The organism is Catellatospora coxensis, from assembly GCF_016862635.1.
GTDB lineage: Bacteria > Actinomycetota > Actinomycetes > Mycobacteriales > Micromonosporaceae > Catellatospora > Catellatospora coxensis.
Window position 1 is genome coordinate 53,037 of the sequence record NZ_BONI01000008.1, and the last position, 25,835, is coordinate 78,871.

A 25,835-nucleotide genomic window follows, 5' to 3' on the forward strand; every position below is an offset into this window, starting at 1 on the left:
AACCCGCACCGCTATCGTTAGCGCCATCATGGCGAAGATCCTCAGCGTGGTGGGCAAGGCCGGCACGGCCCGCCTGCTCGATCCCCTCAGCCGGGCCCTGCTGCGCGCGGGCGTGAGCCCGAACGCGGTGACCGTGGTCGGCACCCTGGGCGTGCTGGTGGGCGCGTTCGGCTTCGCAGCACGCGGCCACTGGATCGCCGCCGTGGTGATCATCTTAGTGTGCGGCCTCACCGACGTCATGGACGGGGCGATGGCCCGCGCGCGCGGCAGCGCCAACCGCTACGGCGCGCTGCTGGACTCGACCATGGACCGCATCGCCGACGGCGCCATCTTCGCGGCCATCGCCTGGTGGTACGCGGGCACCGGCGACCGCTGGTCGCTGGCCGCCGCCCTGATCTGCCTGGTCACCGGGCAGGTCGTCTCCTACGTCAAGGCGCGAGCCGAGGGCCTGGGCATGTCCTGCCACGTCGGCCTGGTCGAGCGCGCCGAACGCCTGATCATCGTCGGTGTCGGCGCGCTGCTGACCGGCTTCGGCCTGGCCTGGGGCCTGCCCGCCTCGCTGTGGCTGCTCGCCGCCGGTTCGGTGTTCACCGTCTGGCAGCGCATGTGGCACGTGCACAAGCTCGAGTCGGCCGGGGAGTCGGTATGAGCGAGGAGGCGGCGTGAGCGGTCGCGAGCGGCTCGTGGAGTTCGGCTACGCGGCCGGGTGGCGGCTGGTGCGGGCGCTGCCCGAGTCCGCGGCGTCGGCGCTGTTCCGGGCCGGGGCGGACCGGGCCGCCGCGAAGCGGGGACCGAGCGTGCAGCGGCTGGCCCGCAACCTGCGCAACGTGCTCGGCCACGACCCGTCCGACGAGCTGGTCCGCGATGCGATGCGCTCGTACGCGCGCTACTGGCTGGAGGCGTTCCGGCTGCCGTCGAAGTCGAAGGCGCAGCTGCGTGCCGGCTTCCGGCTGCACGGCGTCGAGAAGCTGATCGGGGCGCACGAGGCGGGCACCGGCGCGATCGTGGCGCTGCCGCATGCGGGCAACTGGGACGCGGCCGGCGCGCTGGTCACCGCGCACGGGGTGCCGCTGACGACGGTCGCCGAGCGGCTCAAGCCGGAGGGGCTGTACCGGCGGTTCCTGGAGTACCGCGAGAACCTGGGCATGACCATCATCCCGACCGTCGGCGGGCAGGGCTCGCCGATCGACGCGCTGGTCAAGGCGCTCGGGCAGGCGCACGTCGTGCCGCTGCTGGCCGACCGCGACCTGTCCGCGCGGGGTGTCGAGGTGGAGTTCTTCGGCGGGCGCACCCGCATGCCGGCCGGTCCGGCGATGCTGGCGCTGCGCACCGGCGCGCCGCTGTTCGTGGTGGACATGTGGTACGAGCCGGACCTGGCCTGCGGCCGGGTGATCGGCCCGCTGCCGGTGCCCGACGCGTCCGCCGGACCGCTGGACGTGCGGGTCCGGCTGCTCACCCAGCAGGTCGCCGACGGCCTGGCCCGGGGCATCGCCGCGCACCCGGCCGACTGGCACATGCTGCAGAAGCTGTGGCTGACCGAGCCGCCCGCGGGCGACGCGGCGGCCGCCCGCGCCACGTCGGCCGCGGGCGTCCCCGACCCCGAGGAGTGACGTGCGGATCGGAATCGTCTGCCCGTACTCGCTGGACGTGCCGGGCGGGGTGCAGTTCCACGTACGCGACCTCGCCGAGACGCTGATCGCGATGGGGCACGAGGTCAGCGTCCTCGCGCCCGCCGACGACGACCAGCCCCTGCCGCCGTACGTGGTGGCCGCCGGGCGGGCCGTGCCGGTGCCGTACAACGGCTCGGTGGCCCGGCTCAACTTCGGCCCGATCTCGGCCGCGCGCACCCGGCGCTGGCTGCACCAGGGCGACTTCGACGTGCTGCACGTGCACGAGCCGCTGACGCCGAGCCTGTCGCTGCTCGCGGTGATGTCGGCGCGCGGCCCGGTGGTGGCCACGTTCCACACCGCGATCACCCGGTCGCGGGCGCTGGCGGCGGGCGCGCCGGTGGCCCGGGTGGTCCTGGAGCGCATCACCGGCCGCATCGCGGTCAGCGAGCTGGCTCGCCGGGTGCAGGTCGAGCACCTGGACGGCGGCGCGGTGGAGATCCCGAACGGGGTGTCGGTGGCGCACTTCGCCGACGCCGAGCCGCTGCCCGGCTGGCCGGGGGAGTGCCGGCCCGGGTACGGCGGCACGGTCGGTTTCCTGGGCCGCTTCACCGAGCCCCGCAAGGGCTTCGACATCCTCGCCCGCGCGCTGGCCGAGGTGATGCCGCAGCGGCCCGGCATGCGGCTGCTGCTGGCCGGGCCCGGCGACCTCGACGAGGTGGACCTGCCGCCGGTGGTCGCCGAGCGCACCACGTTCCTGGGCAAGGTGTCCGAGGAGGACAAGGCGCGCATGCTGCGCAGCGTCGACCTGTACATCGCGCCGAACACCGGCGGGGAGTCCTTCGGCATGATCCTCACCGAGGCGATGGCGGCGGGCGCGCCGGTGGTCGCCACCGACCTGGACGCGTTCCGCCGCGTGCTGGACGGCGGCCGGGCGGGCGCGCTGTTCCCCAACGGCGACGCCGCGGCCCTGGGCGAGGCCGTCAGTACCCTGCTCGACGACGGCGAGCGCCGCCGTGAGCTGGCCGAACACGCCGAACGGGTGGTCGCCGCGTACGACTGGCCGGTGGTCGCGGCGCGGGTGCTGGAGGTCTACAACAGCGCCATCGAGGCGCTCGGCGAGACGGTCAGCGGGGACGAGACCCCCGCTCAGTGGTGAGGCCGTAACAGCGCACCACTACGATGCCCGGCATGGGTTGGGTGATCGGCGTGGTGGCCTTGGTGGTCGTGATCGCGTCGTACGTCACCTGGACCGCCGGGCGGGTGGACCGCCTGCACCTGCGGGCCGCCTCGGCGGGCCGGGCGCTGGACTCGCAGCTGGTGCGCCGCGCGGCGGCCGCCGCGGTGCTGGCCGAGCACGAGCTGGCCGGCGATCCCGCGGGCGCGGACCTGTACGCGGCCGCGCGGGCCGCGCTGGACGCCCGCGAGGACGACCGGGAGGCGTCGGAGAACGACCTCACCCGGATGCTGCGCAAGCAGGCCCTCGACCCGCAGGAGCCGGACGGGGCGGCCGTGATCGCGGCCAGCCGCCGGGTGGCGCTGGCCCGGCAGATGCACACCGACCTGGTCCGCGCCGCGCTGGCGTCCCGCGAGCGGCCGCTGGTGCGCCTGCTGCGGCTCAACCGCAAGCACGCCCGCCCGTCGTACTTCGACATCGACGACCCGACCTTGAGCGCGGTCTGAGACCTCGGGTACATTTGCGGCTTCCGCTGAGTTGTCGCAGGTCACACCTGTGACTCAGGTCACAGGCCGGGCCACAGGGTGCTGATTGGCCGTCGGGTGGCCTGCTCGCCCCCGCGTAGAATTCACCCCAGCGGAGCCTGCCGCCCGCCTGCGGTGATCGTATGACGCCGGGCGGCCTCCTCCGCGGTCCTCGATCCCGTGTGTCAGGAGAAGCGCGACATCATGTCTGCAACCGAGTCTGTGAACGTACCGGTGACCGGCACCGCCCGCGTGAAGCGCGGCATGGCCGAGATGCTCAAGGGCGGCGTGATCATGGACGTCGTCAACGCGGAGCAGGCGAAGATCGCCGAGGACGCCGGCGCCGTCGCGGTCATGGCGCTGGAGCGTGTGCCCGCCGACATCCGGGCCCAGGGCGGCGTGTCCCGCATGAGCGACCCGGACATGATCGACGGCATCATCAGCGCCGTCTCCATCCCGGTCATGGCCAAGGCCCGCATCGGCCACTTCGTCGAGGCCCAGGTGCTGCAGTCGCTCGGCGTCGACTACGTCGACGAGTCCGAGGTGCTGACCCCGGCCGACTTCGCCAACCACATCGACAAGTGGCAGTTCACCGTGCCCTTCGTCTGCGGCGCGACCAACCTGGGCGAGGCGCTGCGCCGGATCACCGAGGGCGCGGCCATGATCCGCTCCAAGGGTGAGGCCGGCACCGGTGACGTGTCCAACGCCACCACCCACATGCGCAAGATCCGCGCCGAGATCAAGAAGCTGACCTCGCTGCCCGCCGACGAGCTGTACGTCGCGGCCAAGGAGCTGCAGGCGCCGTACGAGCTGGTCAAGGAGATCGCCGAGACCGGCAAGCTGCCGGTCGTGCTGTTCACCGCGGGCGGCATCGCCACCCCGGCCGACGCCGCGATGATGATGCAGCTCGGCGCCGAGGGCGTCTTCGTCGGCTCGGGCATCTTCAAGTCGGGCAACCCCGCGCAGCGCGCCGAGGCGATCGTGAAGGCCACCACCTTCTACGACGACCCGGACGTGATCGCGAAGGTCTCCCGCGGCCTGGGCGAGGCCATGGTCGGCATCAACGTCGACGAGATCCCGCAGCCGCACCGCCTGGCCGAGCGCGGCTGGTGAACCCGCCGGTCCCGGCGACGGGACCAGCCCGGTGAACGCATCACCTCGCGACCCGTCCGCTGCTCAGCGGGCGGGTCGCTCGCTTTTCTCGCAGGCCTCGCCGTCGTGGTCGGTGTCCAGGCGGTGCCGGTCCGTGCCGCGTACGAGCAGGCGCGGGGCCGTGCCGTCCGAGGCCGGGTCGAAGTAGGCGTGCCCGCGCAGCCAGTCGCAGCGCGCGCGCACCCCGGGCGGGAACCGCCACGGCACGCACAGGCCCGGCCGCTGCGGCATGTGGTAGCCGTGGTCGCAGCCGTCGATCCCCACGGGCACCTCGGGCGGCCGCTTCGGCTTCGGCAGCGCGCGCTGCGGCCTGGCCTGCGGCTTGCGGGCGAACGACTGCACGAACGGCCGCACCTCGGCCGGCCGCGACGGGTGGAACGCGACCCAGGCCGCCGGCCCGGCGGTGGCGGTGGACGGCCCGAGGCCGGTGGCGACGGTCAGCAGGACGGCGGCGGCCGCGAGCAGGCGCAGCGCGGTACGCGTGGACGTGTTCACGAGACGTGCACCCACTTGGCGACGGACGGCACCCCGTTGGCGCCGACGACGAAGAGCATGTACCAGCCGGGCGGCGCGATGTTCGGGTTGCTGGTGAGGTTCAGGCCGATGGAGGCGCCGTCCACCGTCATCGGCAGGTCGACGTAGCGCTGGTTGGGATCGGACGAGTGGGTCACCGCGGCCGGGCGGATCAGGGCCGCCTTGAGCACCGGCCCGTCCACGGTGATCTGCTGCGTCGAGCCGTACGCCCACTGCGTGCTCGCCACCGACCGGATCTGCGGCCGCGCTCCGCGGAACAGGTACGGCGGGGAGTAGATCGAGAGGTGGGTGGCGAACGAGCCGTCGCCCGGGTTGTCGCCGAACGCCATCACCCGCCCGTCGGGCAGCAGGAACGCCGACGAGTGGTACGTGCGCGGCATCGGGTCGGTCGCCATGCCCGCCGTGAACGTGTTCGTGGCCGGGTCGAACATCGACGCCTCGTAGACCGGGTCGGCCCGGTTGTGCAGGCCACCGCCGGTCTCGAAGACCAGACCGTCGGGCAGCAGCACCGCCGAGACGTACATCTTGCCCTGGGTCGCGGTCTGCGGCACGCCGCCGGTGAGCGTCCCGGTCGGGATCGGCGGGCCGGGGGTGTAGCGCGGATCGGCGGCCTTCAGGTCGATCACGTCGGTGAGGCGGTTGGCGTCGGGGTTGGCGACGTTGTTGCCGCCGCCGAGGGTGAGCACCCGCTGGTCCTGCGCGGGCGGCAGCAGCACGCTCATCGACTGGTCACGTTCGTCCTTGCGCTGCAGGCCGGGCACGTCGACGACGGTGCCCGCGGCGTAGTCGTAGATGGACGCGCCGGTGCCGGGCAGGTTGTCCCCGAAGACGTGGCTGCCGGTGTAGAACAGCCGGCCGTCCTGCATCAGGATCATCGACGGGTACAGGCCCCAGAAGCGCCAGGTCTGGTTCGTCTCGTTCATCCCCAGCCAGCGGCCCTGCGCCGCGGACCAGTACTCGGTGACCACCGTGCCCCCGGAGTCCTCGCCGAGGCCGCCCAGCGAGATCACGTCACCGTTGCCCAGCAACGTCGCCGACGGATACCAGTGCCCGGCGCTGAGGTCGTTGAGCCGGGTGTACGCGCTGGTCGCGGGATCGAAGACGTAGGACTCCTTCAATCCCCGGTAGCCCGTCGCGCCGTCCGCGCTCGGGTAGTCCTTGTTGCCGCCCATGATCAGGACCCGGCCGTCGGAGAGCTGCACGTGCCCGGAGCAGAACAGGTCCGCCGGGGTCGGCACGCTCGTGAACGTCCCGGAGTACGGCTGATACAGCGCGGTCGCGAAGCTGCCCGCCGCGAACGCGTCCGCGTCGTTGCCGGAGCCGGCCACCAGCAGCACGTTCCCGTTGTGCAGCACCACCGCGTGCATGGCGCGGGCCGGGGCGGTGAACGGCATGACCTGCCACGCGCCCTTCGTGCAGGCCTCGCCCGCGCTGCACGCCTGCCCCGGCGCCGGCTGGGTGGCGTCGACCATCCGGTAGTCGTCGGTGACCAGCGTGCCGGTGTCGTAGACGGTCACGCCCCAGGTGATCTGGTCGGTGTGCGGCGGGATCGGCGGGGTGCGCACCGTCTTCTCGGTGAACTCCGCCGTCACCGGCAGCGACGCCAGGTCCGTCCAGTACTGCCAGCCCGCGGCCGTGTCGTGCCGGAACATCGTCATCACCGTGCTGGTGGTGGTCGTCTTGTACCAGACCGACAGGTCGTACTGGTGGCCCGGCGTGACGTTCGGGGCGCACGACGCGTCCTCCACCATCATCGCCTTGCGGTCGCCTGAGCCCCGGTCGGCGAGCGTGATCGCCATCGCGGACGCGCCGCTGTGCGCGTCCCCGGTGACCGCGAACGTGTACGAGTTGTCACCCCAGCCCGCGGCGTTCCAGCAGAGCGGGAAGCCGCCCCCGTCCAGCGCCTCCAGACCCGGATTGGCGACCAGGTTCGCATCGGCGTACGCGGCCTGCGCCGTGAGCCCCGCCGCGGCCAGCAGTGCGGTGAGCAGCAGCGCCGGCCGCCGCCGGCGTGCCCGTAGCCACGGGATCATCTTCACGTCGCTCCCCGGGATCGGTGTGTCATGCGGTCAGCGCCGGTCGCCGGCGGAGTCGGGCACCCGGCGGATCTCGATCCGATCAGGCCCCGCGCCGAAGGTCGCCACCACGCGGGTGTGCTCCAGCAGCGCGTCAACGGTCGGCAGCGGGGCCCGGTCGCCGCGCATCGCCGGGGTGGAGACCACGTAGTCGACGTCGCGCCAGCCCCGGGGCAGCCCGGCGGCGACCTTGGCGTCCAGGTCGACCTTGTAGAACCACAGCACGTTGTCGCGCGGGAAGCCGTCGCGGACCAGGTCGAGCCAGAGCACGTCGTCGACCACCACCCGGGTCCCGGCCCGGTCGGGCAGCTCGTCGCGCAGCCACGCCGCGGCCGCCTCGTACGGCGTGTTGTCCTGGGCGGTCAGCGCCCGCTGGGTGCCCCCGGCCCAGCGGATCCCGACCACGGCGACCGCGAGCACGGCCAGCCCGAGCAGCACCGTCCGCCGCCAGCCCGGCGCCGGCTCGCCCGGCGGGCCGGTGAGGGCGTGCCGGACCGCCAGCGCCAGCACCCCGGCCAGGCACAGCGCGAGGAAGGGCAGCGCCTGGATCACGTACATCGTCGGCAGGTAACCGCCCGGACGCAGCGCCACCACCGCCAGCAGCGCCACCGCGACCGCGGGCACCCGCAGGCGCCGGACCGCCAGCCCCACCGCCGCGGCCAGCACGCCGCCGGCCAGCAGCACCGCGTCGTAGTACAGCCACGAGCCCACCACCGTGTTGGCCGCGCTGCCCGCGCTGAACACGCTGCCCGAGCCGGTGCGGTGGTGCAGCTGGAACTGCCACGCCCCGAGCAGCGACACGTGGCCCGGCCCCGGCAGCAGCTCGCCGTTGAGCATCGCGAACAGCGGGTAGAAGCCGCCTACCAGCAGCAGCCCGCTGCCGAACCCGGCGAAGGAGAAGGCCCGCACCCCGTTGCGGGCGGTGCCCTGCCACAGCGCCAGCACCACCGCGGGCAGCGCCACGATCATGGTCTCCTTGCACAGCGCGGCCACCGCCGCCGCCGCGCCCGCCGCGACGTGGTGCCACAGGTGCCGCCGGGGCGACAGCGCCAGCACGAGCGCGCCGAGCAGCCACGCCACCGCGAAGCTGTCCAGGTAGATCTGCCGCTGGGTGGTCACCGCCAGCGGCGAGAGCCCGTAGCAGAGCACGGCGACCGCCGCCGCCCAGCGGGGCAGCCCGAGGCGGCGGCCGAGCAGGTAGGTGAGCAGCAGGATGGCGGCGGTGACGGCGAGCATCGCGTACCGCCCGGTGGGCACCGCGAGCCCGTCGGACAGCGCCGCGGGCAGCCAGGACAGGGCGGCGAGCTGGATCCAGGCCAGCGGCGGATGGTCGTACCAGTAGGTGTAGTGGCCCAGCCCCAGCCCCTGCTGCACCGCCCAGGCCTGGGCGAGGTAGGTCCCCTCGTCGTCACTGGCGGCCGGGAACCCGGTGATGTTCCAGGCGTGCACGAACAGCACGATCGCGGTCACGCCGGTGACGAGCAGGCTGCCGGGCGACCGCAGCCGCCGCAGCAGCCGGCCGAGCACCGGCTCAGGCCGCACTGCCTGCTCGACCTCGACCTCGACCGCCTCCACCGCGACCTCGACCTGCTCGTCGGTCTCGGCGTCGACTTCGTTCCCGGCCTCGGTCTCAGCCTCGGCCTCGGTTTCAGCGTCGGCCTCGACCGCGTCCGCCTGCTCGACCGGCGCCTCGGCCGCAGCGGCGTCGGGCTCGGCGGCCGGTGCCGTCTCGTCGGCCGCGGTCGCGTCGGGGATCGGCTCGTCCGTGGAGGTGGTGGGCTCGGGCGGGGCGGCCGTGCGGAAGTCGATGGTGATGTCCCGGGGCGGGTCGGCCGGTTTCGGGACGGAGCGGGAGCGGGAGCGGCGGCGTGACGAGGTGGTCATGAGGCGCCCCCGTCCGTGGCCGGGGTGTCGGTCAGGTGCGCGCCGACGTGCCGGGTCAGCTCCCAGTTGGTGCGCCCGGTCCACTCCCGCCAGATGGCGCGGACCGCGGCCACCGACAGGATCAGCATGTACGGGAAGGTGCCCAGCACCAGCTGCGCGTAGTGCACCGGGCGCACCCGCAACCCGAACTGCAGGCCGAAGTCGCGCAGCCCGGCCACCTGGAAGGCCAGGGTCGCCACCGTCGGCAGCGCGGGCAGGAAGGTGAGCATCGCGACCGCGACCGGCACCTGCGCGAACAGCGCCACGTAGAGGCCGATCGGCACCGCGATCGCCGAGAACGCCTGCACGAACGGGCCGGTCAGGGTGTACCGGGCGAGCATGCGCGACCAGAACGTCGGCAGCCCGCGCCAGTCGCCCTTGCGCAGCACCTGCAGGAAGCCCTGGTTCCACCGGGTGCGCTGCTTGAGCAGACCGGACACGGAATCCGGGGTCTCCTCGCGGGTGACGATCGCCGAGTCGTACGCGACCACGACCCGCTCGCCGCTGCTGGACAGCCGTACGCCCAGGTCGCAGTCCTCGGCGAGGCAGGCGCCGTCCCAGCCGCCGGCGCGGCGCAGCACGTCGGTCCGGACGAAGACGGTGTTGCCGCCGAGCGGGATGAATCCCCGGCGGGCGTGCAGGTGCAGGCGGCTGCGGAACCAGAAGAAGTACTCCAGGCAGTTGTGCAGGCTGTACCAGCTGGAATGGAAGTTGATCAGCTGGACGCCGCCCTGCACCACGGTCGCGCCGCTGCGCCGGAAGGCGTGGTCGACGTGGGTGAGCAGGGCCGGGTGGACCTGGTCCTCGGCGTCGAACACCCCGACGACGTCGCCGCGGCAGTGCGGGAGCGCGCTGTTGAGCGCCTTGGGCTTGCTCTTCACCTCGTTGGTGTCGACGACCACGCGCACGCGGTCCGGGGTCTGGTCGGCGAGCTGCCGGGCGACCGCGGTGGTGCCCTCGTCGTCGTGGCCGGTCACGAGGATCACCTCGTAGTGCGGGTGGCTCGATTCGAGCAGCCGGCGCACGGTGTGCGCGAGCACCTCCTCCTCGTGGCGGGCCGGGACGAGCAGCGAGAAGGAGAGGGTGTGCGCGCCGTCGGGCGCGGCGAACCTGGTGGCGGCGAGGGTCTCCGGGGTGCGCCAGGCGTGCATGGTCCACCAGAGCGTGACCACGGCGAAGGCGAACAGGGCGAGGGAGACGGCGGTCATCGTGACGGCAGCCATGACCCGCCCGTCCGGCTGTTGAGCAACAGGGGCATACGTTCCCTTATCTGTATAAAACGGACATGAGAGGCACGTGGATGCCACGTGAGGATTCCGTGTCCGCCGGTCGTATGCCTTGGGTAACCGGTGCCGCGAGCGAATGGCTACGCGGAAAAAACCTGGTGAGAGCACGCTGTCGGACGTGCCGTGTCAACGGCCGTCGCGGCGTGACACGGCTGTACTCCTCCGGTTGTCGGCCGCCCCGTGGAGCACCTCGTCACAAGGGGCTGATGTCCCACTTCCGGATGTGGCTGAAGATCAGTTGGGTCTCCAGGTGGGCCACCTCGCGGCGGGAGGTGAAGCCGTCCAGCAGCAGCCGCTGCAGGTGGGCGGCGTCGCGTACGGCGACGTGCACCAGGAAGTCGTCCGCGCCCGCGATGTGGCTCAGTGCCAGCGTCTCGGGCAGGTCCAGCACGAAGCGGATGAACGGCTCGACCACGTCACGGTTGTGCGGGCGGACCCGTACCGCGATGTAGGCCTGCAGCGGGCGGCCCAGCGCGGCCGGATCGGCGTCGGCGTGGAAGCCGGCCAGCACCCCGCGGCGTTGCAGCGCGCGTACCCGCTCCAGGCAGGTCGAGGCGGCGACATTGACGCGCGCCGCCAGATCCTTGTTCGAGATCCGCGCATCGTTCTGCAACTCGCGCAGGATCGCCGCGTCGATCGCATCAAGCACGGTGTTTCCGGTCATACCCCGAAGAGTATTCGGACCCTGTTTACCAGGGCCGAAGAAGGCCCGAAGATCACGCCCATGACCTACTCCGTCGACACCCGTGCCGTGCACGCGGGCCGTGCCGACCTGGCCGAGCTCGGTGTGCACGCGCTCCCGCTGGACTTCTCCACCACGTACCCGATGCACGACCAGGTCGCCGCCGGCGCGGCCCTGGGCGCGTTCGCCGACGGCGCGGCCACCGCCGCGACCCCGGTCTACCAGCGGCTCTACAACCCGACCACGGCCCGCTTCGAGCAGGCGCTCGCCGAGCTGGAGGGCACCGAGGCCGCCGTCTCGTTCGCCTCCGGCATGGCCGCGATCACCGCCGTGCTGCAGGCCGCCTGCCTGATGACCGAGCGCCGGCACGTGGTCGCCGTACGCCCGCTCTACGGCGGCACCGACCACCTGCTCTCCATCGGGCTGCTCGGCCTGTCCGTGACCTGGGTCGAGCAGGACGAGGTCGCCCGTGCGATCCGCCCCGACACCGGCCTCGTCGTGGTCGAGACCCCGGGCAACCCGACACTGAACCTGGTCGACATCGCCACCGTCGTCATCCAGGCCGGGGACGTGCCGGTGCTGGTCGACAACACGTTCGCCACCCCGGTGCTGCAGAACCCGGCCCGGCTGGGCGCGGCGTACGTGGTGCACTCCGGCACGAAGTACCTCGGCGGGCACGGCGACGTGCTCGGCGGCGTCGTCGCCTGCGCCGAGCAGCGAGCCGGCGCGCTGCGCCAGGTGCGCATCCTCACCGGCGCGGTGCTGCACCCGCTCGCCGGCTACCTGCTGCACCGCGGCCTGGCCACCCTGCCGCTGCGGGTACGCGCCGCGCAGGCCACCGCCGCGACGCTGGCCGTCCGGCTGGCCGTGCACAAGGGCATCAGCAAGGTCCACTACCCGGGACTGCCCGGCAACGACCCGCGCGGCCTGATCGGCCGGCAGATGCGCGGCCCCGGCGCGATGATCGCGTTCGAGACCACGGGTGACGCGGCCGCGGTGGTCGCCGCGCTGCGCCTGATCACCCCGGCGGTCAGCCTCGGCTCCGTCGACTCGCTGATCGAGCACCCCGCCCTGCTCACCCACCGCCTGGTCGACGCCGAGGGCAAGGAGACCGGCGGCATCACCCCGAACCTGCTGCGCATGTCCGTCGGCCTGGAGGACCCCGAGGACCTGTGGGCCGACCTGGACCAGGCCCTGCGTGCCGCCGGGACCCGGGCCACGGTCGCGGTCGACGCCCACGCCGCCACCGCGGCCGTCCCGGCGGAGCCGACCGTCCCGGCGGAGCCTGCAGCCGTCGCGGTGGCTGCGGACCCGCACGCGGCCGTGCTCGCCGCGCCGGTCATCGCGGTGCCGGAGCCGGAGGCGTTCGCCGAGGCGGTGTCCGCCACATCGGCGCAGGCCGTGAACGGGAGCGCGCCCGTACCGGCATAGACTCGACCTACAGTGGATGATCTTCTTGGGAGGACCCGTGCCAGACCTCGTCATCGGTGTGCTCGCCCTGCAGGGTGACGTGCGCGAGCACCTGGCCGCGCTGGCCGAGTGCGACGTGATCGGCCGGCCGGTGCGCCGCCCCGAGGAGGTCGCCGAGATCGACGCCCTGGTCATCCCGGGCGGCGAGTCCACCACCATGAGCAAGCTGGCGCTCGCGTTCGAGGTGTACGAGCCCGTGCGCAAGCGACTCGCCGAAGGCATGCCGGCGTACGGCTCGTGCGCCGGCATGATCATGCTCGCCGACGAGGTGCTCGACGGGCGGCCGGACCAGAAGACGTTCGGCGGCATCGGCATGACGGTGCGCCGCAACGCGTTCGGCCGCCAGGTCGACTCGTTCGAGGCCCCGGTCGACATCGCGGGCGTCGAGGGCGAGCCGGTGCACGCGATCTTCATCCGCGCGCCGTGGGTCGAGTCGGTCACCGCGGATGTCGAGGTGCTGGGCCGGGTCACCGCAGGCCCCGCCACCGGTAGGATGGTCGCGGTCCGGCAGGGCAACCTGCTGGCCACCTCGTTCCACCCGGAGCTCACCGGGGATCTGCGGGTGCACCAGCTCTTCGTCGACATGGTGCGTGACCAGGCCTCCTGAACCCGGGCCAGGAAGCTTCACCAGCGCGCTGACGGAGGATCTGATGTCCGGCCACTCAAAGTGGGCGACGACCAAGCACAAGAAGGCGGCGATCGACGCCAAGCGGGGCAAGCTGTTCGCCCGCCTCATCAAGAACATCGAGGTGGCGGCGCGCACCGGCGGCGCGGATCCGGCGGGTAACCCGACCCTGTTCGACGCGGTCCAGAAGGCCAAGAAGAACTCGGTCCCCAACGACAACATCGACCGGGCGCTCAAGCGGGGCTCCGGCCTGGAGGCCGGCGGCGCCGACTGGCAGACCATCATGTACGAGGGCTACGGCCCCAACGGCGTGGCGATCCTGATCGAGTGCCTGACCGACAACCGCAACCGCGCCGCGACCGAGGTGCGCACCGCGCTCACCCGCAACGGCGGCAACCTGGCCGACGCCGGCTCGGTGTCGTACATGTTCTCCCGCAAGGGCCAGGTCATCGTGCCCAAGAACGGCCTGACCGAGGACGACGTGCTCGGCGCGGTGCTCGACGCCGGCGCCGAGGAGTGCAACGACCTGGGCGAGTCGTTCGAGGTCATCAGCGAGGCGGGAGACCTGCTCTCGGTCCGCAACGCCCTGCAGGCCGCGGGCATCGAGTACGAGTCGGCCGAGTCGACCTTCGTGCCCAGCGTGCAGGTGGCGCTGGACGAGGAGGGCGCCCGCAAGGTGCTCAAGCTGATCGACGTGCTCGACGACTGCGACGACGTCCAGGACGTCTTCGCGAACTTCGACATCTCCGACGACATCATCGAGAAGATCGAAGCCTGATACACCACGCCGCAGGGCCCCGTCCGCTCCCGGACGGGGCCCTGCGGCGTCCCCACCCTGACCGGCCCGGCCCGGGGCCCGTCAAGATCGTCCGACTTGCCTGGCACCCGTGCGTATCTTGAAGCCCGATTCCCCGAGGTGCCTGGCAAGTCGGGCGACCTTGGCCGAGGAAGTCGGTCTTCTTTCCGCTATTCGGGTGACGGAGGGCGAATTCTGGGCATCATGGTCTCTATGGTCGAAGTCCTCAACCCCGGGGAGCTGGAGCAGGGCCTGTCCGCCCTGCGCGGCTGGACCGGCGACGTGCACGGCATCACCCGCACCGTGAAGCTGCCCAGCTTCCCCGCCGCGCTGGCCGTGGTGGCCCAGGTGGGGGAGGCGGCGGAGAGCATGGATCACCATCCGGACATGGACATCCGCTACCGCCATCTCACCTTCACGTGCTGCACCCACGCGGCCGGCGGCCTCACCGACCTGGACCTGCGCCTGGCCCGCATGATCGACGACATCGTCGCCCGCGCCACCGCCGACCAGCCCGCCAACCACTGACGAGTCCGGCGGCCCGCAGCCCTGCGGCCACCGTGCCCGGCTCGGCCCGGCTCGCGGTCCGGGCTCGGTGGGCGGCGCGCGTCTGCGCAGGTCGCGGGCTTGCGATGTTAGGAAGGGCACCTTCTTTAACGCGGAGCGTTAAGAAGGTGCCCTTCCTTTGTTCGCGCGGGTTCAGTCGGTCAGGCGGTCGGGGGTGACGGTGATGATGGAGAAGAAGGCGCCCTGGGGGTCGGACAGGACGGCGAAGCGGCCGGGTGGGATGTCGGTCGGCGGGATGGAGACGGTGCCGCCGAGTTCCTGGGCGCGGGCGGCGGCGGCGTCGCAGTCGGCGACGTGGAAGTACACCATCCAGTGCGGGGGCAGGTCCTCCGGCCACTCGTCGCCCTCCATCGGCATCATGCCGGCGATGCGGGCCCCGTCGAGCTGGAACTCGGTGTAGATGACCGGGCCCAGGGGCATGTCCTGGGGCTTCCAGCCGAACACGCTGCCGTAGAAGATCTTCGAACCCTCGGGGTCGCGGGTGGTCAGCTCGTTCCAGGCCAGCGTGCCGGGCCTGCGGAAGATCTCGCCACCGCCGTGGGTGCCGGGCTGCCAGACCGCGAACATCGCCCCGGCCTGGTCCAGGAAGACCGCCATCTGGCCGTATCCGAGCACGTCGAACGGCTCCAGCAGGACGCTGCCGCCGAATTCGACGACCTTGGCGGCGGTGGCCGCCGCGTCGGTGGTCTCGATGTACGTCGTCCACATCGGTGGCTGGCTCTCGCCCTGGATGGGGCCCGCGCCGGCGACCTGCCTGCCGTCGATCAGGTATGTCGTGTAGCCGCCTGCCTCGGGTTCCGGGGTGACCTCGGCGTCCCAGCCGAACAGTTGGGTGTAGAACTCGGTCGCGCTCTTCAGATCTGTGGTGCTCAGGTCGACCCAGGTGGGAACGCCGGGTGCGTTGGCCATGCCGATACCCCTCTGTTTCGTGACACGGACCGGTTTGTCCGCTTCATCCGATGGTGGCAGACGAGGGGAGCGGAACCGCGCGAATCGCACATCGTCGACGTGTCGATTGTGTGGGCGGGTTACATGGCTGTTGCCGCCTCGTGAGTCATACGTTTCCCGGGCATTCGCAGTGACGCTGGTCACGTGGCACGAAGCATCCCAAGGAGCAGCAGATGAGCCCAGATCCCCCGGCGTTGCGCGCCATCGGGCTGACCAAGGAGTTCCGCGGCTTCCGCGCTGTCGACGGCGTCGACCTCGCCGTGGCGGCGGGCAGCGTGCATGCGCTGGTGGGGCCCAACGGGGCCGGCAAGACCACACTGTTCAACCTGCTCACCGGCTTCCTGCCGCAGACGGCGGGGCGTATCGAGGTGGCGGGCGTGGACGTCACCGGCCTGGCGCCGGAGGGTTTCGCCGGCCGCGGCGTGGCCCGCTCGTTCCAGATCACCAGCCTGTTCGGGCAGCTCACGGCGTTGGAGCACGTCGAACTGGCGCTGCAGAGCGGATCTTCGCTGGGCTGGAAGTTCTGGCGGTCGGCGAAGCTGATGCGCCGCTACACCCCGCGGGCCATGGAGCTGCTGGACATGGTCGGGCTGGCCGACCTGGCCGGCACCACGGCCGACGCGCTCGCGTACGGCCGCAAGCGGGCCCTGGAACTGGCGCTGGCCCTGGCCCTGGACCCGTCGGTGCTGCTGCTGGACGAGCCGACCGCCGGCATGGGCCTGGAGGACGTCGACCGCACCGTCGCCCTGATCGCCGCGATCCGCACCGGACGGACCGTGGTCATGGTGGAGCACAACATGTCCGTGGTCGGCGCGCTGGCCGACCGGGTGACCGTGCTGCAGGCCGGAAAAGTGCTGGTGGAGGGCCCGTACGACGAGGTGCGCGCGGACGACCGCGTGATCACCGCCTATCTCGGTGAGGGAGCGGTCCGTGCTGCGCATTGACGATCTGTCGGCCTGGTACGGCGAGGCGCAGGTGCTGCGCGGGGTGAGCCTGGAGATCGCCGCGGGCGAGGTGGTCACCCTGTGCGGGCGCAACGGCGCGGGCAAGACCACGCTGCTGCGCTGCGTGATGGGCCTGCACCCCGGCCAGCGCGGCACCGTCGAGCTGGCCGGTCGCACGCTGTCCGGGCAGCCCGCGCACCGGCGGGCGCGGGCCGGGCTGGGCTGGGTGCCCGACGACCGTGGCTGCTACGCGACGCTGACCGTCGCCGAGACGCTGTCGCTGCCGCCCGTGGTCGGGCCGTCGCCCTGGTCGCTGGAGCAGGTGTACGACGCCTTCCCGCACCTGCACGCCCGCCGCAACGCCCCGTCGACCACGCTGTCCGGCGGTGAGCAGCAGATGCTCGCGCTGGCCCGGGTGCTGCGCATGGGCGCGCGGCTGCTGCTGTGCGACGAGCCCACCGAGGGCCTGAGCCCGCTGCTGGTCGCGCAGGTCGGCGACATCCTGCGGCAGGCCAAGCAGCACGGGGTGGCCGTGCTGCTGGTGGAGCAGAACCTGCACTTCGCCACGACCGTCGCCGACCGCCATCACCTGCTGGCCGAGGGGCGCGTCGTGGAGTCGCTGGAGAACTCCGAGGTCGCCGCGCGCGAGAAGGACCTGCTGGCTTACCTCGGCATCTGAAAGGCACCACCCACACCCCAGGGAGATGTCATGCGTACCAAAGCGTTTGTGATGTTGTGTTCCACCGCGCTGCTGGCCTCGGCCTGCGGCGGGGGCGGCCCGAAGTCGGATGCCGCCGGCGGCGGGCTGTCCGACGGCAAGGTCGTGTTCGGCGTGCTCAACGACCAGTCGGGCGCGTACTCGCAGCTGTCCGGCAAGAACTCGATCAAGGCCGTCGAGCTGGCCATCGCCGACTACAAGGAGAAGTACGGCGACAAGGCCGTGGTCAAGGAGTTCGGCGTGGAGACCGCCGACCACCAGAACAAGCCGGACGTCGCCAACGCCAAGGCGGCTGAGCTCTACGACCGCAAGGCCGTCGACGTGATCCTGGACGTGCCGACCTCCTCGGCCGCGCTGAAGGTCGCCGACGTGGCCAAGGAGAAGAAGAAGCTCTACTTCAACATCTCCGCCGCGACCACCGACCTGACCGGCAAGTCCTGCAACAAGTACACGTTCCACTACGCGTACGACACGTACATGCTGGCCAACGGCACCGGCCGCAACACCACCGAGGAAGGCAAGAAGAACTGGTACATCGTGTACCCGGACTACGCGTTCGGCCAGGACATGGAGAAGAGCTTCTCCGCGGCCGTGGAAGCGGCGGGCGGGAAGATCGTGGGCCGGGACGCCGCCCCGTTCCCGAACACCAGCGGTGACTTCTCGACATACCTGCTCAAGGCCCCGACGCTGAACCCGAAGCCGGACGTGCTCGGCACCATGCAGGCCGGCGCGGAGCTGGTCGCGCTGGTCAAGCAGTACAACGAGTTCAAGCTGCGGGACAAGGGCGTGGGCCTGGCCGTCGGCCTGATGTTCCTCACCGACATCCACTCGCTGACCCCGGCCGCGCTCGCCGGCACCACCTACACCGACGCCTGGTACTGGAACCACGACCTGACCAACCGGGCTTTCGCCGACCGCTTCAAGACCGCCGCCGGGGTTCGCCCGACCTTCGCCCACGCCGCCAACTACTCGGCCGCGCTGCAGTACCTGGAGGCCGTGCAGGCCGCCGGCACCGACGGCTCCGACGCAGTGGTGAAGCAGCTGGAGGGCAAGACCGTCGAGGACGTCTTCCTGCGCAACGGCAAGATCCGCGCCGAGGACCACCGCGTCGTGCACGACGCCTACCTCGCCCAGGTCAAGACCCCCGCCGAGGTCACCGAGGAATGGGACTACGTCAAGATCCTGCGCACCGTCCCCGCCGCCGACGCCTTCCGCACCCCCAGCCCCGACTGCAAACTCTGACGAAGGAAGGGCATCGTCGGCACGCGTCAGCGAGACGAGCAGCAGCTCGGCACATCGCTTTGCGTTGTAGAAGGTGCCCTTTTACCCGGAAGGCCCGCGCCTCATGGTGAATTTCCTGCAACACACCTTCAACGGACTGGTCGGCGGTGCATTCCTCGCGCTGCTGGCGCTCGGTCTCGCGGTCATCTTCGGCATGCTCCGCGTCGTCAACTTCGCCCACGGCGCGATCTACATGCTCGGCGCGTTCGGGGCGTACGTCCTGCTCACCGAGGTCGGCCTGTCGTTCTGGTGGGCCCTGCTGGTGATGCCGATCGCGCTGGCCCTGTTCGGCATGGCGCTGGAACGGCTGCTGGTCGCCCGGCTGGCCCGGCTCGACCCGCTCTACAACTTCCTGCTCACGTTCGGCCTGACGCTGATCCTGCAGGACGCGGTGAAGTCCCGGTACGGCGTGCAGTCCAGCCCGTACGACGCGCCCGCGATCCTGTCCGGCACGCTCGACCTCGGCGCGTTCGACTTCCCGGCGTACCGCGTGTTCGTGCTGGTCATGGCGGTGGCGGTGTGTGTCGGCGTGTGGTGGCTGCTCAGCCGGACCCGGGTCGGCATGGTGGTGCGCGCCGCCACCGAGCGCCCCGAGCTGAGCACCGCGCTCGGCATCGACGTCGGCCGGTGGGTGACGCCGGTGTTCGGGTTCGGCATCGGCCTGGCCGGGCTGGCCGGGGTGCTCGCCGCGCCGATCCGCGCGGTGAACCCGCTGATGGGCGCGGATCTGATCATCGTGGTCTTCGCGGTGGTGGTGATCGGCGGCCTGGGCTCGATCTTCGGTTCGGTCGCCGCCGGGTTCGCGATCGGCCTGGTGCAGGCCTGGGTGCAGGCCCTCGGCGAGGACTGGGCGCTGCTGTCGCAGGTCCTGGTCTTCCTGGTGATGGCCGGCGTGCTGCTGTGGCGCCCGGCCGGCCTGTTCGGACGAGAGGAGGCCCCGGCATGAGCGAGCGGAGCGAGCGAATCAGCGGGCTTGGTACTCATGCCGCCGACGAGCGGAGCGAGGAGAAGGCATGAGCGAGCTGGAGCAGGACAAGGCCGCCGCCGGGTCCGTCGCGGTCGCCGACCACACCGCGGGGGTACGGGCGGAAGCCCGCGCCACAGCCCCGGCCGCCCCGACCGGTGGAACGATCGTGCCGCCATGGCTGCGCTGGACGCTGACCGGGGCGGCCGTGCTCGTCGCGCTGGTGCTGCCGGTCAACCTCTACCCGACCGTGGCCGTGGACATCGCCTGCTGGGCGCTGTTCGCGGTGGCGGTGGACCTGCTGCTCGGGTACACCGGCCTGATGTCCTTCGGGCACGCGGCCTTCTGGGGCACCGCGGCCTACGCCACCGGCCTGGCCGCGATCCACTGGGGCCTGCCGTTCCCGCTGGCGGTGCTGCTCGGCGCGCTGGCCTCGACGGTGCTGGCGGTGCCGGTCGGCTACCTCGCGGTCAAGCGGGTCGGCATCTACTTCGCGATGGTCACCCTCGCGTTCGCGCAGATGGTGTACTACATCGCCAACCAGTGGCGCTCGGTCACCCAGGGCGAGAACGGCCTGCAGCGGGTGCCGCGCGAGCTGTTCGGGCTGGACCTGAGCGACGAGTTCTACTTCTACTACGCGGCCCTGCCGATCGTGGCGGGCGGGTTGTGGCTGGTCTGGCGTACGGTGCACTCGCCGTTCGGCCGGGTGCTGGTGGCGATCCGGGACAACCCGGCCCGCGCCCGCGCGCTCGGTTACCCGGTGCACCGGTACAAGCTGGCCGCGTTCCTGCTGTCGGCGTTCACCGCCGGGCTCGGCGGCGGCCTGTTCGCGATCGGCCACCGCTTCGTCTCGCTGGACGTGCTGCACTGGACCACCTCGGGCAAGGCCGTGATCATCGTCGTCCTCGGCGGCATCGGCACCCTGTGGGGCCCGGTGGTCGGCTCGGCCGCGGTGACCCGCCTGGAGGACTGGCTCTCCTTCGCCGGCTTCGAGCAGATCGGCCTCGTCACCGGCGCCATCTTCGCCCTCACCGTCCTCATCTTCCGCCGCGGCCTCTGGGGCACCCTCGCCCACTGGCTCCGCCGCCGCCCCTGACCCGCCCTCCACTCATCGAGTTGCGGCAGGGGGTGGCCGGGGGTCGGGGGTATTCCCGGGAGTGGGGTGGGTCACTTTCGATACGGGACGGTTTCGTATTTGTGGGGGCGGGCGTAGCGTCACTTCCGATACGGAACGGAACCGTATCGGAATCCTGGGGGATGGAAACACGTGGACTCTGCGAACACCGGGCACCCGAGGCGCTGGGCGATTCTCGGCGTGCTGGTGATCAGCCTGCTCGTGGTCGTGCTCGACAACACCGTGCTCAACGTGGCGATGCGTACGCTCGCCGACCCCGTCCACGGCCTGGGCGCGACCCAGAGCCAGCTGGAGTGGGCCATCAACTCGTACACCCTGGTCTTCGCCGGCCTGCTGTTCAGCTTCGGCGTGCTCGGCGACCGCTGGGGGCGCAAGCGCTTCCTGCTGATCGGCCTGGTGCTGTTCGGCATCGCCTCGGTGCTCTCGGCGTACGCGCAGGACCCGGGCCAGCTCATCGCGGCCCGTGCCTTCATGGGCGTCGGCGGCGCGGCGATCATGCCGGTGACGCTCTCGATCATCTCGAACGTCTTCGACCCGCGCGAGCGCGGCAAGGCCATCGGCATCTGGGCCGGCTCGGTCGGTCTCGCGGTGGCGATCGGCCCGCTGCTGGGCGGCTTTCTGCTGGAGCACTTCTGGTGGGGCTCCGTCTTCATGATCAATGTGCCGATCATCCTGTTCGGCCTGGTCGCGGTCGCGCTGCTGGTGCCCGAGTCGCGTGACCCGCAGCCGGGCCGCATCGACCTGGTCGGCGTGGTGCTGTCCGTGGTCGGCCTGGTCGCGCTGGTGTACGGCATCGTCGACGGCGGCGAGCACGGCTTCGGCCGGCCCGAGGTGTGGGCCTCGCTGGTCGGCGGCGCGCTGGTGCTGGCGGCGTTCGTCTGGTGGGAGTCGCGCACCACGCATCCCTCGCTGGACGTGAAGCTGTTCCGCGACGCCCGCTTCTCGGCCTCGGTGGCCAGCATCGGCCTGCTGTTCTTCGCCTCGATGGGCTCGTTCTTCTTCGTCGGCTTCTACCTGCAGCTGGTGCGGGACTACTCGCCGATGCAGAGCGGCGCGCTGCTGGTGCCGTTCGCGGTCGGGCAGATGGTGTTCGCGCCGCTGAGCACGAACCTGGTCAAGCGCTTCGGCGTGCGCACCGTGTCGGCCGCGGGCATCCTGCTCGCCGGGATCACCTTCGCGGTGCTGGCCACGCTGCAGGTGGACACCCCGATCTGGATCGTCGTGGTGAACTTCTTCTTCATGGGCGCCGGCATGGCCAACGTGATGCCGCCCGCCACCAACACGATCATGTCGGTGCTGCCGCGGGAGAAGGCCGGCGTCGGTTCCGCGGTGTCGAACACGGTCCGGCAGGTCGCCGTGGCCATGGGCGTGGCCGTGCTCGGCTCGGTCGTGGCCGGGGTCTACCGGGGCGAGATCGAGACCGCGACGGCGGCGCTGCCGGGCCCGATCCGCGACGTCGCGAACGAGTCGATCGCCGGGGCGTACGGCGTGGCCGCCAACCTCGGCCCGGCCAGCGGCCCGCTGGTGAGCGCCGCCAACGACGCCTTCGTGCACGCCATGCACTGGGCGGCGCTCGGCTCCACGCTGGTGGCGCTGATCGCGGTCGGGGTGGTGCTGCGGTGGATGCCGAAGCAGCTGGCCGGCCCGGCCGGTCCCGGCGGGGCGCAGGCCCCGGGCGGCGCGCCGACCCGGGCCGACATCCCGGTGAACCGCGCGGTTCCCGCCGCCGGCGGTGACGAGGGCGACGTCCAGCGGCCGTCCCGGTTGTCCGCGGTCGGGTAAGGTTCCGTTCACCATGACTGAGCTCGCTGAACTGCCGGCGGTGCCGGGAGCTGCGCGGACGCAGGGGCGTCCGCGCAGCTCCCGCGCGCATGAGGCGATCCTGGAGGCCGTCCTCGACCTGATCGAGGAGGGCACCACCGTCGAGGCGCTGAGCATGGAGGCGATCGCGGCCCGTGCCGGGGTGGGCAAGGCCACCATCTACCGGCGCTGGGCGGGCAAGGACGAGTTGCTGCTGGAGACGCTGGTCAAGCTCAAGGGCCCGCCGACCCAGCCGGTGGGCGACTCGGTGCGCGCCGACCTGATCCGCCTGCTCAGCGTGGTGGGGCAGAAAGATCAGCGGGCTGTGCGCGTGATGCCCTGCCTGATGCCGGAGGTCTCGCGCAGCCCGGAGGCGTACCGGATCTGGCAGGAGGCGATCACCGAGCCGCGCCGTGAGGTGATGCGCGACGTCCTGCGCCGCGGTGTCGCCACCGGCGAGCTGCGCGCCGACCTGGACGTCGAGGTCACCGTGTCGATGCTGATCAGCCCGCTGCTGCTGCACCGCATGGTGCGCTGGAACCCCCGCCTCGACGACGTCGACGACCTGACCGAACAGATCGTCGACGTCGTCCTGCGAGGCGTCGCCGCCTGAGGCCCCCGCCCGGCGGAACCCCAGACGACGACACGTCTTTCGCGAAGGAACGGCACCTTCTACAACACATGGCGATGTGAAGGTGCCGTTCCTAACCGCGAGGTGGTCGCGCCTGACCGCGAGGTGGTCGCGGCGCGGCCCAGGCGTCCCCTCGGCGGCGTTGCGGCACCCTGATCCGCAACGACGCCGAACCCCCGTTCGCCGGGCCGCGCCGCCGTCAGGCCGGCGCGTGCGCCTTGAGGAACGCGGCGAGCTTCGCCCGCACGGTCTCCGTCGCGGCCGGGCCGCCCGGGGTCACCAGGTAGACCCCGTGCCAGTCGGTCGGCACGATCAGCAGCTCCTTGGTGGTCGTCGCCGGGGTCAGGCCGTGCAGCTCGCGGGCGCTGTCGGCGAAGCTGCTCTCGAACTCGCCCGCGGCGTAGAACACCGGCATGGTCAGCTTCGGCGCGGCTTCCAGGGCGTTCGCGCCGAACACCGACGGGGCCGACAGCGCCGCCACGGCCAGTGGCGCGGGGGAGACCGCGGGCGCGGCGGCCAGCACGGCGGTGCCGCCCATCGAGGCCCCGATCAGCACGATCCCGGTCGCGCCGTCGGCACGCAGGGCGGCTGCGGCCGCCGTGACCTGCTGCGGGTTGTCGGCGTCGCCGGCCGTGGACACCCCGAACCCGCCGAAGTCGAACGCCAGCACCCGGTATCCCTGCGCGGCCAGCTCGCTCGCGTACGGCGCCCACTGGCAGACGTCCCCGCCGTTCTGGTGGGCCAGCACGATGCCCGTCCTGCCGCTGCCGAGGAGGACCCCGCCGAGATCCGCGCCGTGCTCGCCGAACCGGGTCTGCCGTGCCCCGGGCGGCAGCTCGCAGGCCGCCCCGGCGTTCAGGCCGGTCGGGCTCGGCGCGGGCGCCGGATCACCGCCCGAGCATCCGGCCAGGGCGACGGCAGCGGCGGCGGCGAGCAGGGCCAGTCTTCGCATCGGTACTCCTCGGTGGACGGACGAGGTGCTGTCGTCTGTCACTACCGCCGAGGATCGGGCGTGGGTGGGGCTCAGCCGGAAAGTTGTTCGCCGCCGGTGCCGAGCCGGTGCAGGCGCAGCGCCAGCTGCACCTCCAGCGCCCGGTCCGGGCGCTGCCAGTCGGCGCCGAGCAGCTGGGCCACCCGGTCCAGCCGCTGGGTGACCGTGTTGACGTGCACGTGCAGCTGCTCGGCGGCGCGGGCCAGGCTGCCGCCGGTGCCGAAGTAGCACTCCATCGTCTTGACCAGCGCGGTGCCGCGGCGCATGTCGTAGTCGACGACCGAGCCGATGGTGTCGCGCAGGAAGCGGGCCACGTCCGGGTCGCCGCCCTCGCGTACCGCGCCCAGCAGCAGCCCGACGAAGCCGAGCTCGGCCGTCGACGCGCCGTCGCCGGTGCGGCCCAGCGCGGTCAGCGCGGTGGCGCAGTGGTCGGCCTCCTTGAAGGCCGCGGCCAGTCCCGCCGGATCGGTCGCGGGTCCGGCCGCGCCCGCGGTGACCGGGCGGCCCACCACCCGGCCCAGTTCCCGGGCGATCGAGCGGGCCAGCGCGCCCGCGTCGGTGCCGGGCACCATCAGCACCACCCGGCCGTCGCGGGTGGCGGCGAGCCCGGCGTGGGTGCCGGCGAAGGTGTGCGCCCACGACACGGCCCGCTGCCGGGCCGGGCCGGAGGTCGCTGCGGCGTCGTCGACGCAGACCAGCACGTGCGGGCGGTCGAGGTCCACGTTCAGCCGGCGGGCGCGGGCGCGCAGCGACTCCGGGTCGCGTACGGGGCGGGCGATGAGGTCGTCGAGCAGCTCGCCGCGTACCCGGCCCTCGGCCTCGGCGACGGTGCGCCGGAACAGCAGCAGCAGCGCGGTGACCAGCGCGGCGCGTTCCAGGATCTGCTGGTCGGCGTGGCCGGTGTCATTCGGGGGACGCCAGACCAGCGCGCCGAGGTTCTCCGCCCCGGCGACCACCGCGGCGAACCACAGCCCGCCCCGGCGTACAGCCCGGCCGTCCGCGCGGGAGGTCGCCAGCGCCTCGGCGAGGATCGAGGCGTCGGGCAGCAGCACCGCGGTGGCGTCCGTGCCGACCACGGCCAGGGTGCGGCCGTCGGCGTCGAGTACCATGAGCCGCCCGCCGAGCACATCGGTGACGGCGGCGGCGACCTCCTCGACCCCGCCGCCGCGCAGCACCAGCGCCGTCATGCGGTCGTGCGCGGCCGCGGCGCGCTCCACGGACGCGCTGTGCGCGGAGATCTTGGTATGCGCCGCGGACAGCTCGCTCAGCGCGGCCTGGGTCTCGCCGAGCAGCCGGGCGGTGTCGATGGCGACGGCGGCGTGCGCGGCCAGCGACACCAGCAGCGACACCTCCTCGCGGGCGAACGGGCGCTCGGAGCGGTTCGCGGCGTACAGCACGCCGATGACGCGCGAGCCCAGCCGCAGCGGCACGCCCAGGATGGCGACGAGGCCCTCCTCGCCCACGCCCGCGTCGATCTCGCCGGTGTGGTGGAAGCGGCGGTCCTCGGGGTAGTTCGCGGTGGCGTAGGGGGTGCCGGTCTGCGCGACCAGGCCGCCCAGGCCCGCGCCCAGCGGCAGCCGCAGCCGCTGGAACTTCGCCGAGACCGAGCCGTCGGTGACCCGCATGTACACGTCGCCCGCGGCGTCGTCGCTCATGGTCAGGTAGGCGATGTCGGTGCCGAGCAGGTTGCGGGCCCGGTGCACGATCGCGTGCAGCACCGCGTCGAGGTCGCGCAGGCCGGCCAGGTCGCCGGCGGTGTCGTACAGGCCGGACAGCTCCGCCTCGCGGCGGCGGCGGCGCTCCAGCAGCGCCCGCACCCGCAGCGCGGCGAGCTTGGCCTCCTCCAGCTCGGCGATCTCGTCCGGCCCGGCGCCCCGCGAGCGCGCCTGGACCAGCGGCCCCTCGAACTCGACCGGGGCCGCCTCGCGCTCGAGCAGTTCGAGGAACCGGACGGTCGAGGAGCCTGCACCGCCAGCTTCGCCCATGGCTCGCATTCCTACCCCGC

The 25,835-nt window shown here is 72.2% G+C and carries 24 protein-coding genes; 16 read left to right on the forward strand and 8 right to left on the reverse strand.

The genetic code is table 11. The features are described from left to right. Positions 1-28: 28 nt before the first annotated feature. The 5 genes from pgsA (at position 29) to pdxS (ending at position 4,421) form a co-directional block, all read left to right on the forward strand. Entirely contained in the window at positions 29-649 is a 621-nt protein-coding gene (gene pgsA, locus Cco03nite_RS06675; RefSeq protein WP_203689811.1) for a phosphatidylinositol phosphate synthase, read from the forward strand. Positions 650-662: 13 nt separating this feature from the next. Then, positions 663-1,610, forward strand: a complete 948-nt coding sequence (locus Cco03nite_RS06680) for a phosphatidylinositol mannoside acyltransferase (protein ID WP_239167167.1) — start codon at positions 663-665, stop codon at positions 1,608-1,610. A gap of 1 nt (position 1,611) precedes the next feature. Then, positions 1,612-2,766 carry a glycosyltransferase family 4 protein gene (locus Cco03nite_RS06685; protein WP_203689813.1) on the forward strand — a complete coding sequence of 385 codons (1,155 nt, stop codon included), beginning with the start codon at positions 1,612-1,614 and terminating at the stop codon, positions 2,764-2,766. A 32-nt stretch (positions 2,767-2,798) separates the two neighbouring features. Continuing rightward, complete coding sequence (locus Cco03nite_RS06690; protein ID WP_203689814.1) at positions 2,799-3,290, forward strand: hypothetical protein; 492 nt, start codon at positions 2,799-2,801, stop codon at positions 3,288-3,290. A gap of 222 nt (positions 3,291-3,512) precedes the next feature. Further along, positions 3,513-4,421 (forward strand): pyridoxal 5'-phosphate synthase lyase subunit PdxS, encoded by a 909-nt coding sequence (pdxS, locus tag Cco03nite_RS06695; protein ID WP_203689816.1) that lies wholly within the window; start codon positions 3,513-3,515, stop codon positions 4,419-4,421. 63 nt (positions 4,422-4,484) lie between these two features. Here the strand turns inward: pdxS and Cco03nite_RS06700 are convergent, their stop codons facing one another. The 5 genes from Cco03nite_RS06700 to Cco03nite_RS06720 all read right to left on the reverse strand — a co-directional run bounded on the left by Cco03nite_RS06700 (position 4,485) and on the right by Cco03nite_RS06720 (position 10,942). Continuing rightward, entirely contained in the window at positions 4,485-4,955 is a 471-nt protein-coding gene (locus Cco03nite_RS06700) for a hypothetical protein (RefSeq protein ID WP_203689817.1), read from the reverse strand. Further along, entirely contained in the window at positions 4,952-7,027 is a 2,076-nt protein-coding gene (locus Cco03nite_RS06705; protein ID WP_203690077.1) for a galactose oxidase early set domain-containing protein, read from the reverse strand. The genes Cco03nite_RS06700 and Cco03nite_RS06705 overlap by 4 nt, the downstream gene beginning before the upstream one ends. A gap of 36 nt (positions 7,028-7,063) precedes the next feature. Further along, positions 7,064-8,953 carry a glycosyltransferase family 39 protein gene (locus tag Cco03nite_RS06710; protein WP_203689819.1) on the reverse strand — a complete coding sequence of 630 codons (1,890 nt, stop codon included), beginning with the start codon at positions 8,951-8,953 and terminating at the stop codon, positions 7,064-7,066. Beyond that, positions 8,950-10,215 (reverse strand): glycosyltransferase, encoded by a 1,266-nt coding sequence (locus Cco03nite_RS06715; protein ID WP_239167168.1) that lies wholly within the window; start codon positions 10,213-10,215, stop codon positions 8,950-8,952. Before Cco03nite_RS06715 ends, Cco03nite_RS06710 begins: the two co-directional genes overlap by 4 nt. A gap of 256 nt (positions 10,216-10,471) precedes the next feature. After that, the gene (locus tag Cco03nite_RS06720) at positions 10,472-10,942 is read right to left on the reverse strand and encodes an Lrp/AsnC family transcriptional regulator (RefSeq protein WP_239167169.1); all 471 of its coding nucleotides are present in this window, start codon (positions 10,940-10,942) and stop codon (positions 10,472-10,474) included. A gap of 60 nt (positions 10,943-11,002) precedes the next feature. Here Cco03nite_RS06720 and Cco03nite_RS06725 point away from each other — a divergent pair, with 60 nt between their 5' ends. The 4 genes from Cco03nite_RS06725 (at position 11,003) to Cco03nite_RS06740 (ending at position 14,379) form a co-directional block, all read left to right on the forward strand. Continuing rightward, positions 11,003-12,391, forward strand: coding sequence for a trans-sulfuration enzyme family protein (locus Cco03nite_RS06725; protein WP_203689831.1), 1,389 nt, complete (start codon positions 11,003-11,005; stop codon positions 12,389-12,391). Positions 12,392-12,407: 16 nt separating this feature from the next. Next, positions 12,408-13,037 (forward strand): pyridoxal 5'-phosphate synthase glutaminase subunit PdxT, encoded by a 630-nt coding sequence (gene pdxT / locus Cco03nite_RS06730; protein ID WP_203689833.1) that lies wholly within the window; start codon positions 12,408-12,410, stop codon positions 13,035-13,037. Positions 13,038-13,080: 43 nt separating this feature from the next. Continuing rightward, positions 13,081-13,833, forward strand: coding sequence for a YebC/PmpR family DNA-binding transcriptional regulator (locus Cco03nite_RS06735; RefSeq protein WP_203689835.1), 753 nt, complete (start codon positions 13,081-13,083; stop codon positions 13,831-13,833). A 231-nt stretch (positions 13,834-14,064) separates the two neighbouring features. Then, on the forward strand, positions 14,065-14,379 hold the full coding sequence (locus tag Cco03nite_RS06740; RefSeq protein ID WP_203689837.1) for a 4a-hydroxytetrahydrobiopterin dehydratase: 315 nt from the start codon (positions 14,065-14,067) through the stop codon (positions 14,377-14,379). A gap of 171 nt (positions 14,380-14,550) precedes the next feature. Here the strand turns inward: Cco03nite_RS06740 and Cco03nite_RS06745 are convergent, their stop codons facing one another. Further along, positions 14,551-15,327: a VOC family protein gene (locus Cco03nite_RS06745; protein WP_203689839.1), complete on the reverse strand. Its 777-nt coding sequence runs from the start codon at positions 15,325-15,327 to the stop codon at positions 14,551-14,553. Between the two features lie 212 nt (positions 15,328-15,539). On the opposite strand from Cco03nite_RS06745, the gene Cco03nite_RS06750 reads away from it, so the two are divergent. The 7 genes from Cco03nite_RS06750 (at position 15,540) to Cco03nite_RS06780 (ending at position 22,821) form a co-directional block, all read left to right on the forward strand. Beyond that, positions 15,540-16,310 (forward strand): ABC transporter ATP-binding protein, encoded by a 771-nt coding sequence (locus Cco03nite_RS06750; protein WP_203689841.1) that lies wholly within the window; start codon positions 15,540-15,542, stop codon positions 16,308-16,310. Further along, on the forward strand, positions 16,297-16,989 hold the full coding sequence (locus Cco03nite_RS06755; protein WP_203689843.1) for an ABC transporter ATP-binding protein: 693 nt from the start codon (positions 16,297-16,299) through the stop codon (positions 16,987-16,989). Before Cco03nite_RS06750 ends, Cco03nite_RS06755 begins: the two co-directional genes overlap by 14 nt. 30 nt (positions 16,990-17,019) lie before the next feature. Further along, the gene (locus Cco03nite_RS06760) at positions 17,020-18,270 is read left to right on the forward strand and encodes an ABC transporter substrate-binding protein (RefSeq protein WP_203689845.1); all 1,251 of its coding nucleotides are present in this window, start codon (positions 17,020-17,022) and stop codon (positions 18,268-18,270) included. 103 nt (positions 18,271-18,373) lie between these two features. Next, entirely contained in the window at positions 18,374-19,255 is an 882-nt protein-coding gene (locus Cco03nite_RS06765) for a branched-chain amino acid ABC transporter permease (RefSeq protein WP_203689852.1), read from the forward strand. A gap of 67 nt (positions 19,256-19,322) precedes the next feature. Further along, a complete protein-coding gene (locus tag Cco03nite_RS06770) occupies positions 19,323-20,369 on the forward strand; it encodes a branched-chain amino acid ABC transporter permease (RefSeq protein WP_203689853.1) in 1,047 nt (348 codons plus the stop codon). Positions 20,370-20,540: 171 nt separating this feature from the next. Continuing rightward, entirely contained in the window at positions 20,541-22,190 is a 1,650-nt protein-coding gene (locus Cco03nite_RS06775; RefSeq protein WP_239167171.1) for an MFS transporter, read from the forward strand. 13 nt (positions 22,191-22,203) lie between these two features. Beyond that, positions 22,204-22,821, forward strand: a complete 618-nt coding sequence (locus Cco03nite_RS06780; RefSeq protein ID WP_203689855.1) for a TetR/AcrR family transcriptional regulator — start codon at positions 22,204-22,206, stop codon at positions 22,819-22,821. Positions 22,822-23,038: 217 nt separating this feature from the next. Here the strand turns inward: Cco03nite_RS06780 and Cco03nite_RS06785 are convergent, their stop codons facing one another. Continuing rightward, positions 23,039-23,791: an alpha/beta fold hydrolase gene (locus Cco03nite_RS06785; protein WP_203689857.1), complete on the reverse strand. Its 753-nt coding sequence runs from the start codon at positions 23,789-23,791 to the stop codon at positions 23,039-23,041. Positions 23,792-23,862: 71 nt separating this feature from the next. Next, complete coding sequence (locus Cco03nite_RS06790) at positions 23,863-25,815, reverse strand: helix-turn-helix domain-containing protein (protein ID WP_203689859.1); 1,953 nt, start codon at positions 25,813-25,815, stop codon at positions 23,863-23,865. Between the last annotated feature and the right edge of the window lie 20 nt (positions 25,816-25,835).

Excerpts from the sequence above, each read along its gene's own strand:
- Cco03nite_RS06740 (WP_203689837.1), top strand. The coding sequence starts at position 14,065 with ATGGTCGAAGTCCTCAACCCCGGGGAGCTGGAGCAGGGCCTGTCCGCC.
- Cco03nite_RS06750 (WP_203689841.1), top strand. The coding sequence starts at position 15,540 with ATGAGCCCAGATCCCCCGGCGTTGCGCGCCATCGGGCTGACCAAGGAG.
- Cco03nite_RS06715 (WP_239167168.1), bottom strand. The coding sequence starts at position 10,215 with ATGGCTGCCGTCACGATGACCGCCGTCTCCCTCGCCCTGTTCGCCTTC.
- Cco03nite_RS06735 (WP_203689835.1), top strand. The coding sequence starts at position 13,081 with ATGTCCGGCCACTCAAAGTGGGCGACGACCAAGCACAAGAAGGCGGCG.
- Cco03nite_RS06725 (WP_203689831.1), top strand. The coding sequence starts at position 11,003 with ATGACCTACTCCGTCGACACCCGTGCCGTGCACGCGGGCCGTGCCGAC.
- Cco03nite_RS06785 (WP_203689857.1), bottom strand. The coding sequence starts at position 23,791 with ATGCGAAGACTGGCCCTGCTCGCCGCCGCCGCTGCCGTCGCCCTGGCC.
- Cco03nite_RS06765 (WP_203689852.1), top strand. The coding sequence starts at position 18,374 with ATGGTGAATTTCCTGCAACACACCTTCAACGGACTGGTCGGCGGTGCA.
- Cco03nite_RS06770 (WP_203689853.1), top strand. The coding sequence starts at position 19,323 with ATGAGCGAGCTGGAGCAGGACAAGGCCGCCGCCGGGTCCGTCGCGGTC.
- pgsA (WP_203689811.1), top strand. The coding sequence starts at position 29 with ATGGCGAAGATCCTCAGCGTGGTGGGCAAGGCCGGCACGGCCCGCCTG.
- Cco03nite_RS06780 (WP_203689855.1), top strand. The coding sequence starts at position 22,204 with ATGACTGAGCTCGCTGAACTGCCGGCGGTGCCGGGAGCTGCGCGGACG.
- Cco03nite_RS06790 (WP_203689859.1), bottom strand. The coding sequence starts at position 25,815 with ATGGGCGAAGCTGGCGGTGCAGGCTCCTCGACCGTCCGGTTCCTCGAA.
- pdxS (WP_203689816.1), top strand. The coding sequence starts at position 3,513 with ATGTCTGCAACCGAGTCTGTGAACGTACCGGTGACCGGCACCGCCCGC.
- Cco03nite_RS06705 (WP_203690077.1), bottom strand. The coding sequence starts at position 7,027 with ATGATCCCGTGGCTACGGGCACGCCGGCGGCGGCCGGCGCTGCTGCTC.
- Cco03nite_RS06710 (WP_203689819.1), bottom strand. The coding sequence starts at position 8,953 with ATGACCACCTCGTCACGCCGCCGCTCCCGCTCCCGCTCCGTCCCGAAA.
- Cco03nite_RS06745 (WP_203689839.1), bottom strand. The coding sequence starts at position 15,327 with ATGGCCAACGCACCCGGCGTTCCCACCTGGGTCGACCTGAGCACCACA.
- Cco03nite_RS06760 (WP_203689845.1), top strand. The coding sequence starts at position 17,020 with ATGCGTACCAAAGCGTTTGTGATGTTGTGTTCCACCGCGCTGCTGGCC.
- Cco03nite_RS06690 (WP_203689814.1), top strand. The coding sequence starts at position 2,799 with ATGGGTTGGGTGATCGGCGTGGTGGCCTTGGTGGTCGTGATCGCGTCG.
- pdxT (WP_203689833.1), top strand. The coding sequence starts at position 12,408 with ATGATCTTCTTGGGAGGACCCGTGCCAGACCTCGTCATCGGTGTGCTC.
- Cco03nite_RS06720 (WP_239167169.1), bottom strand. The coding sequence starts at position 10,942 with ATGACCGGAAACACCGTGCTTGATGCGATCGACGCGGCGATCCTGCGC.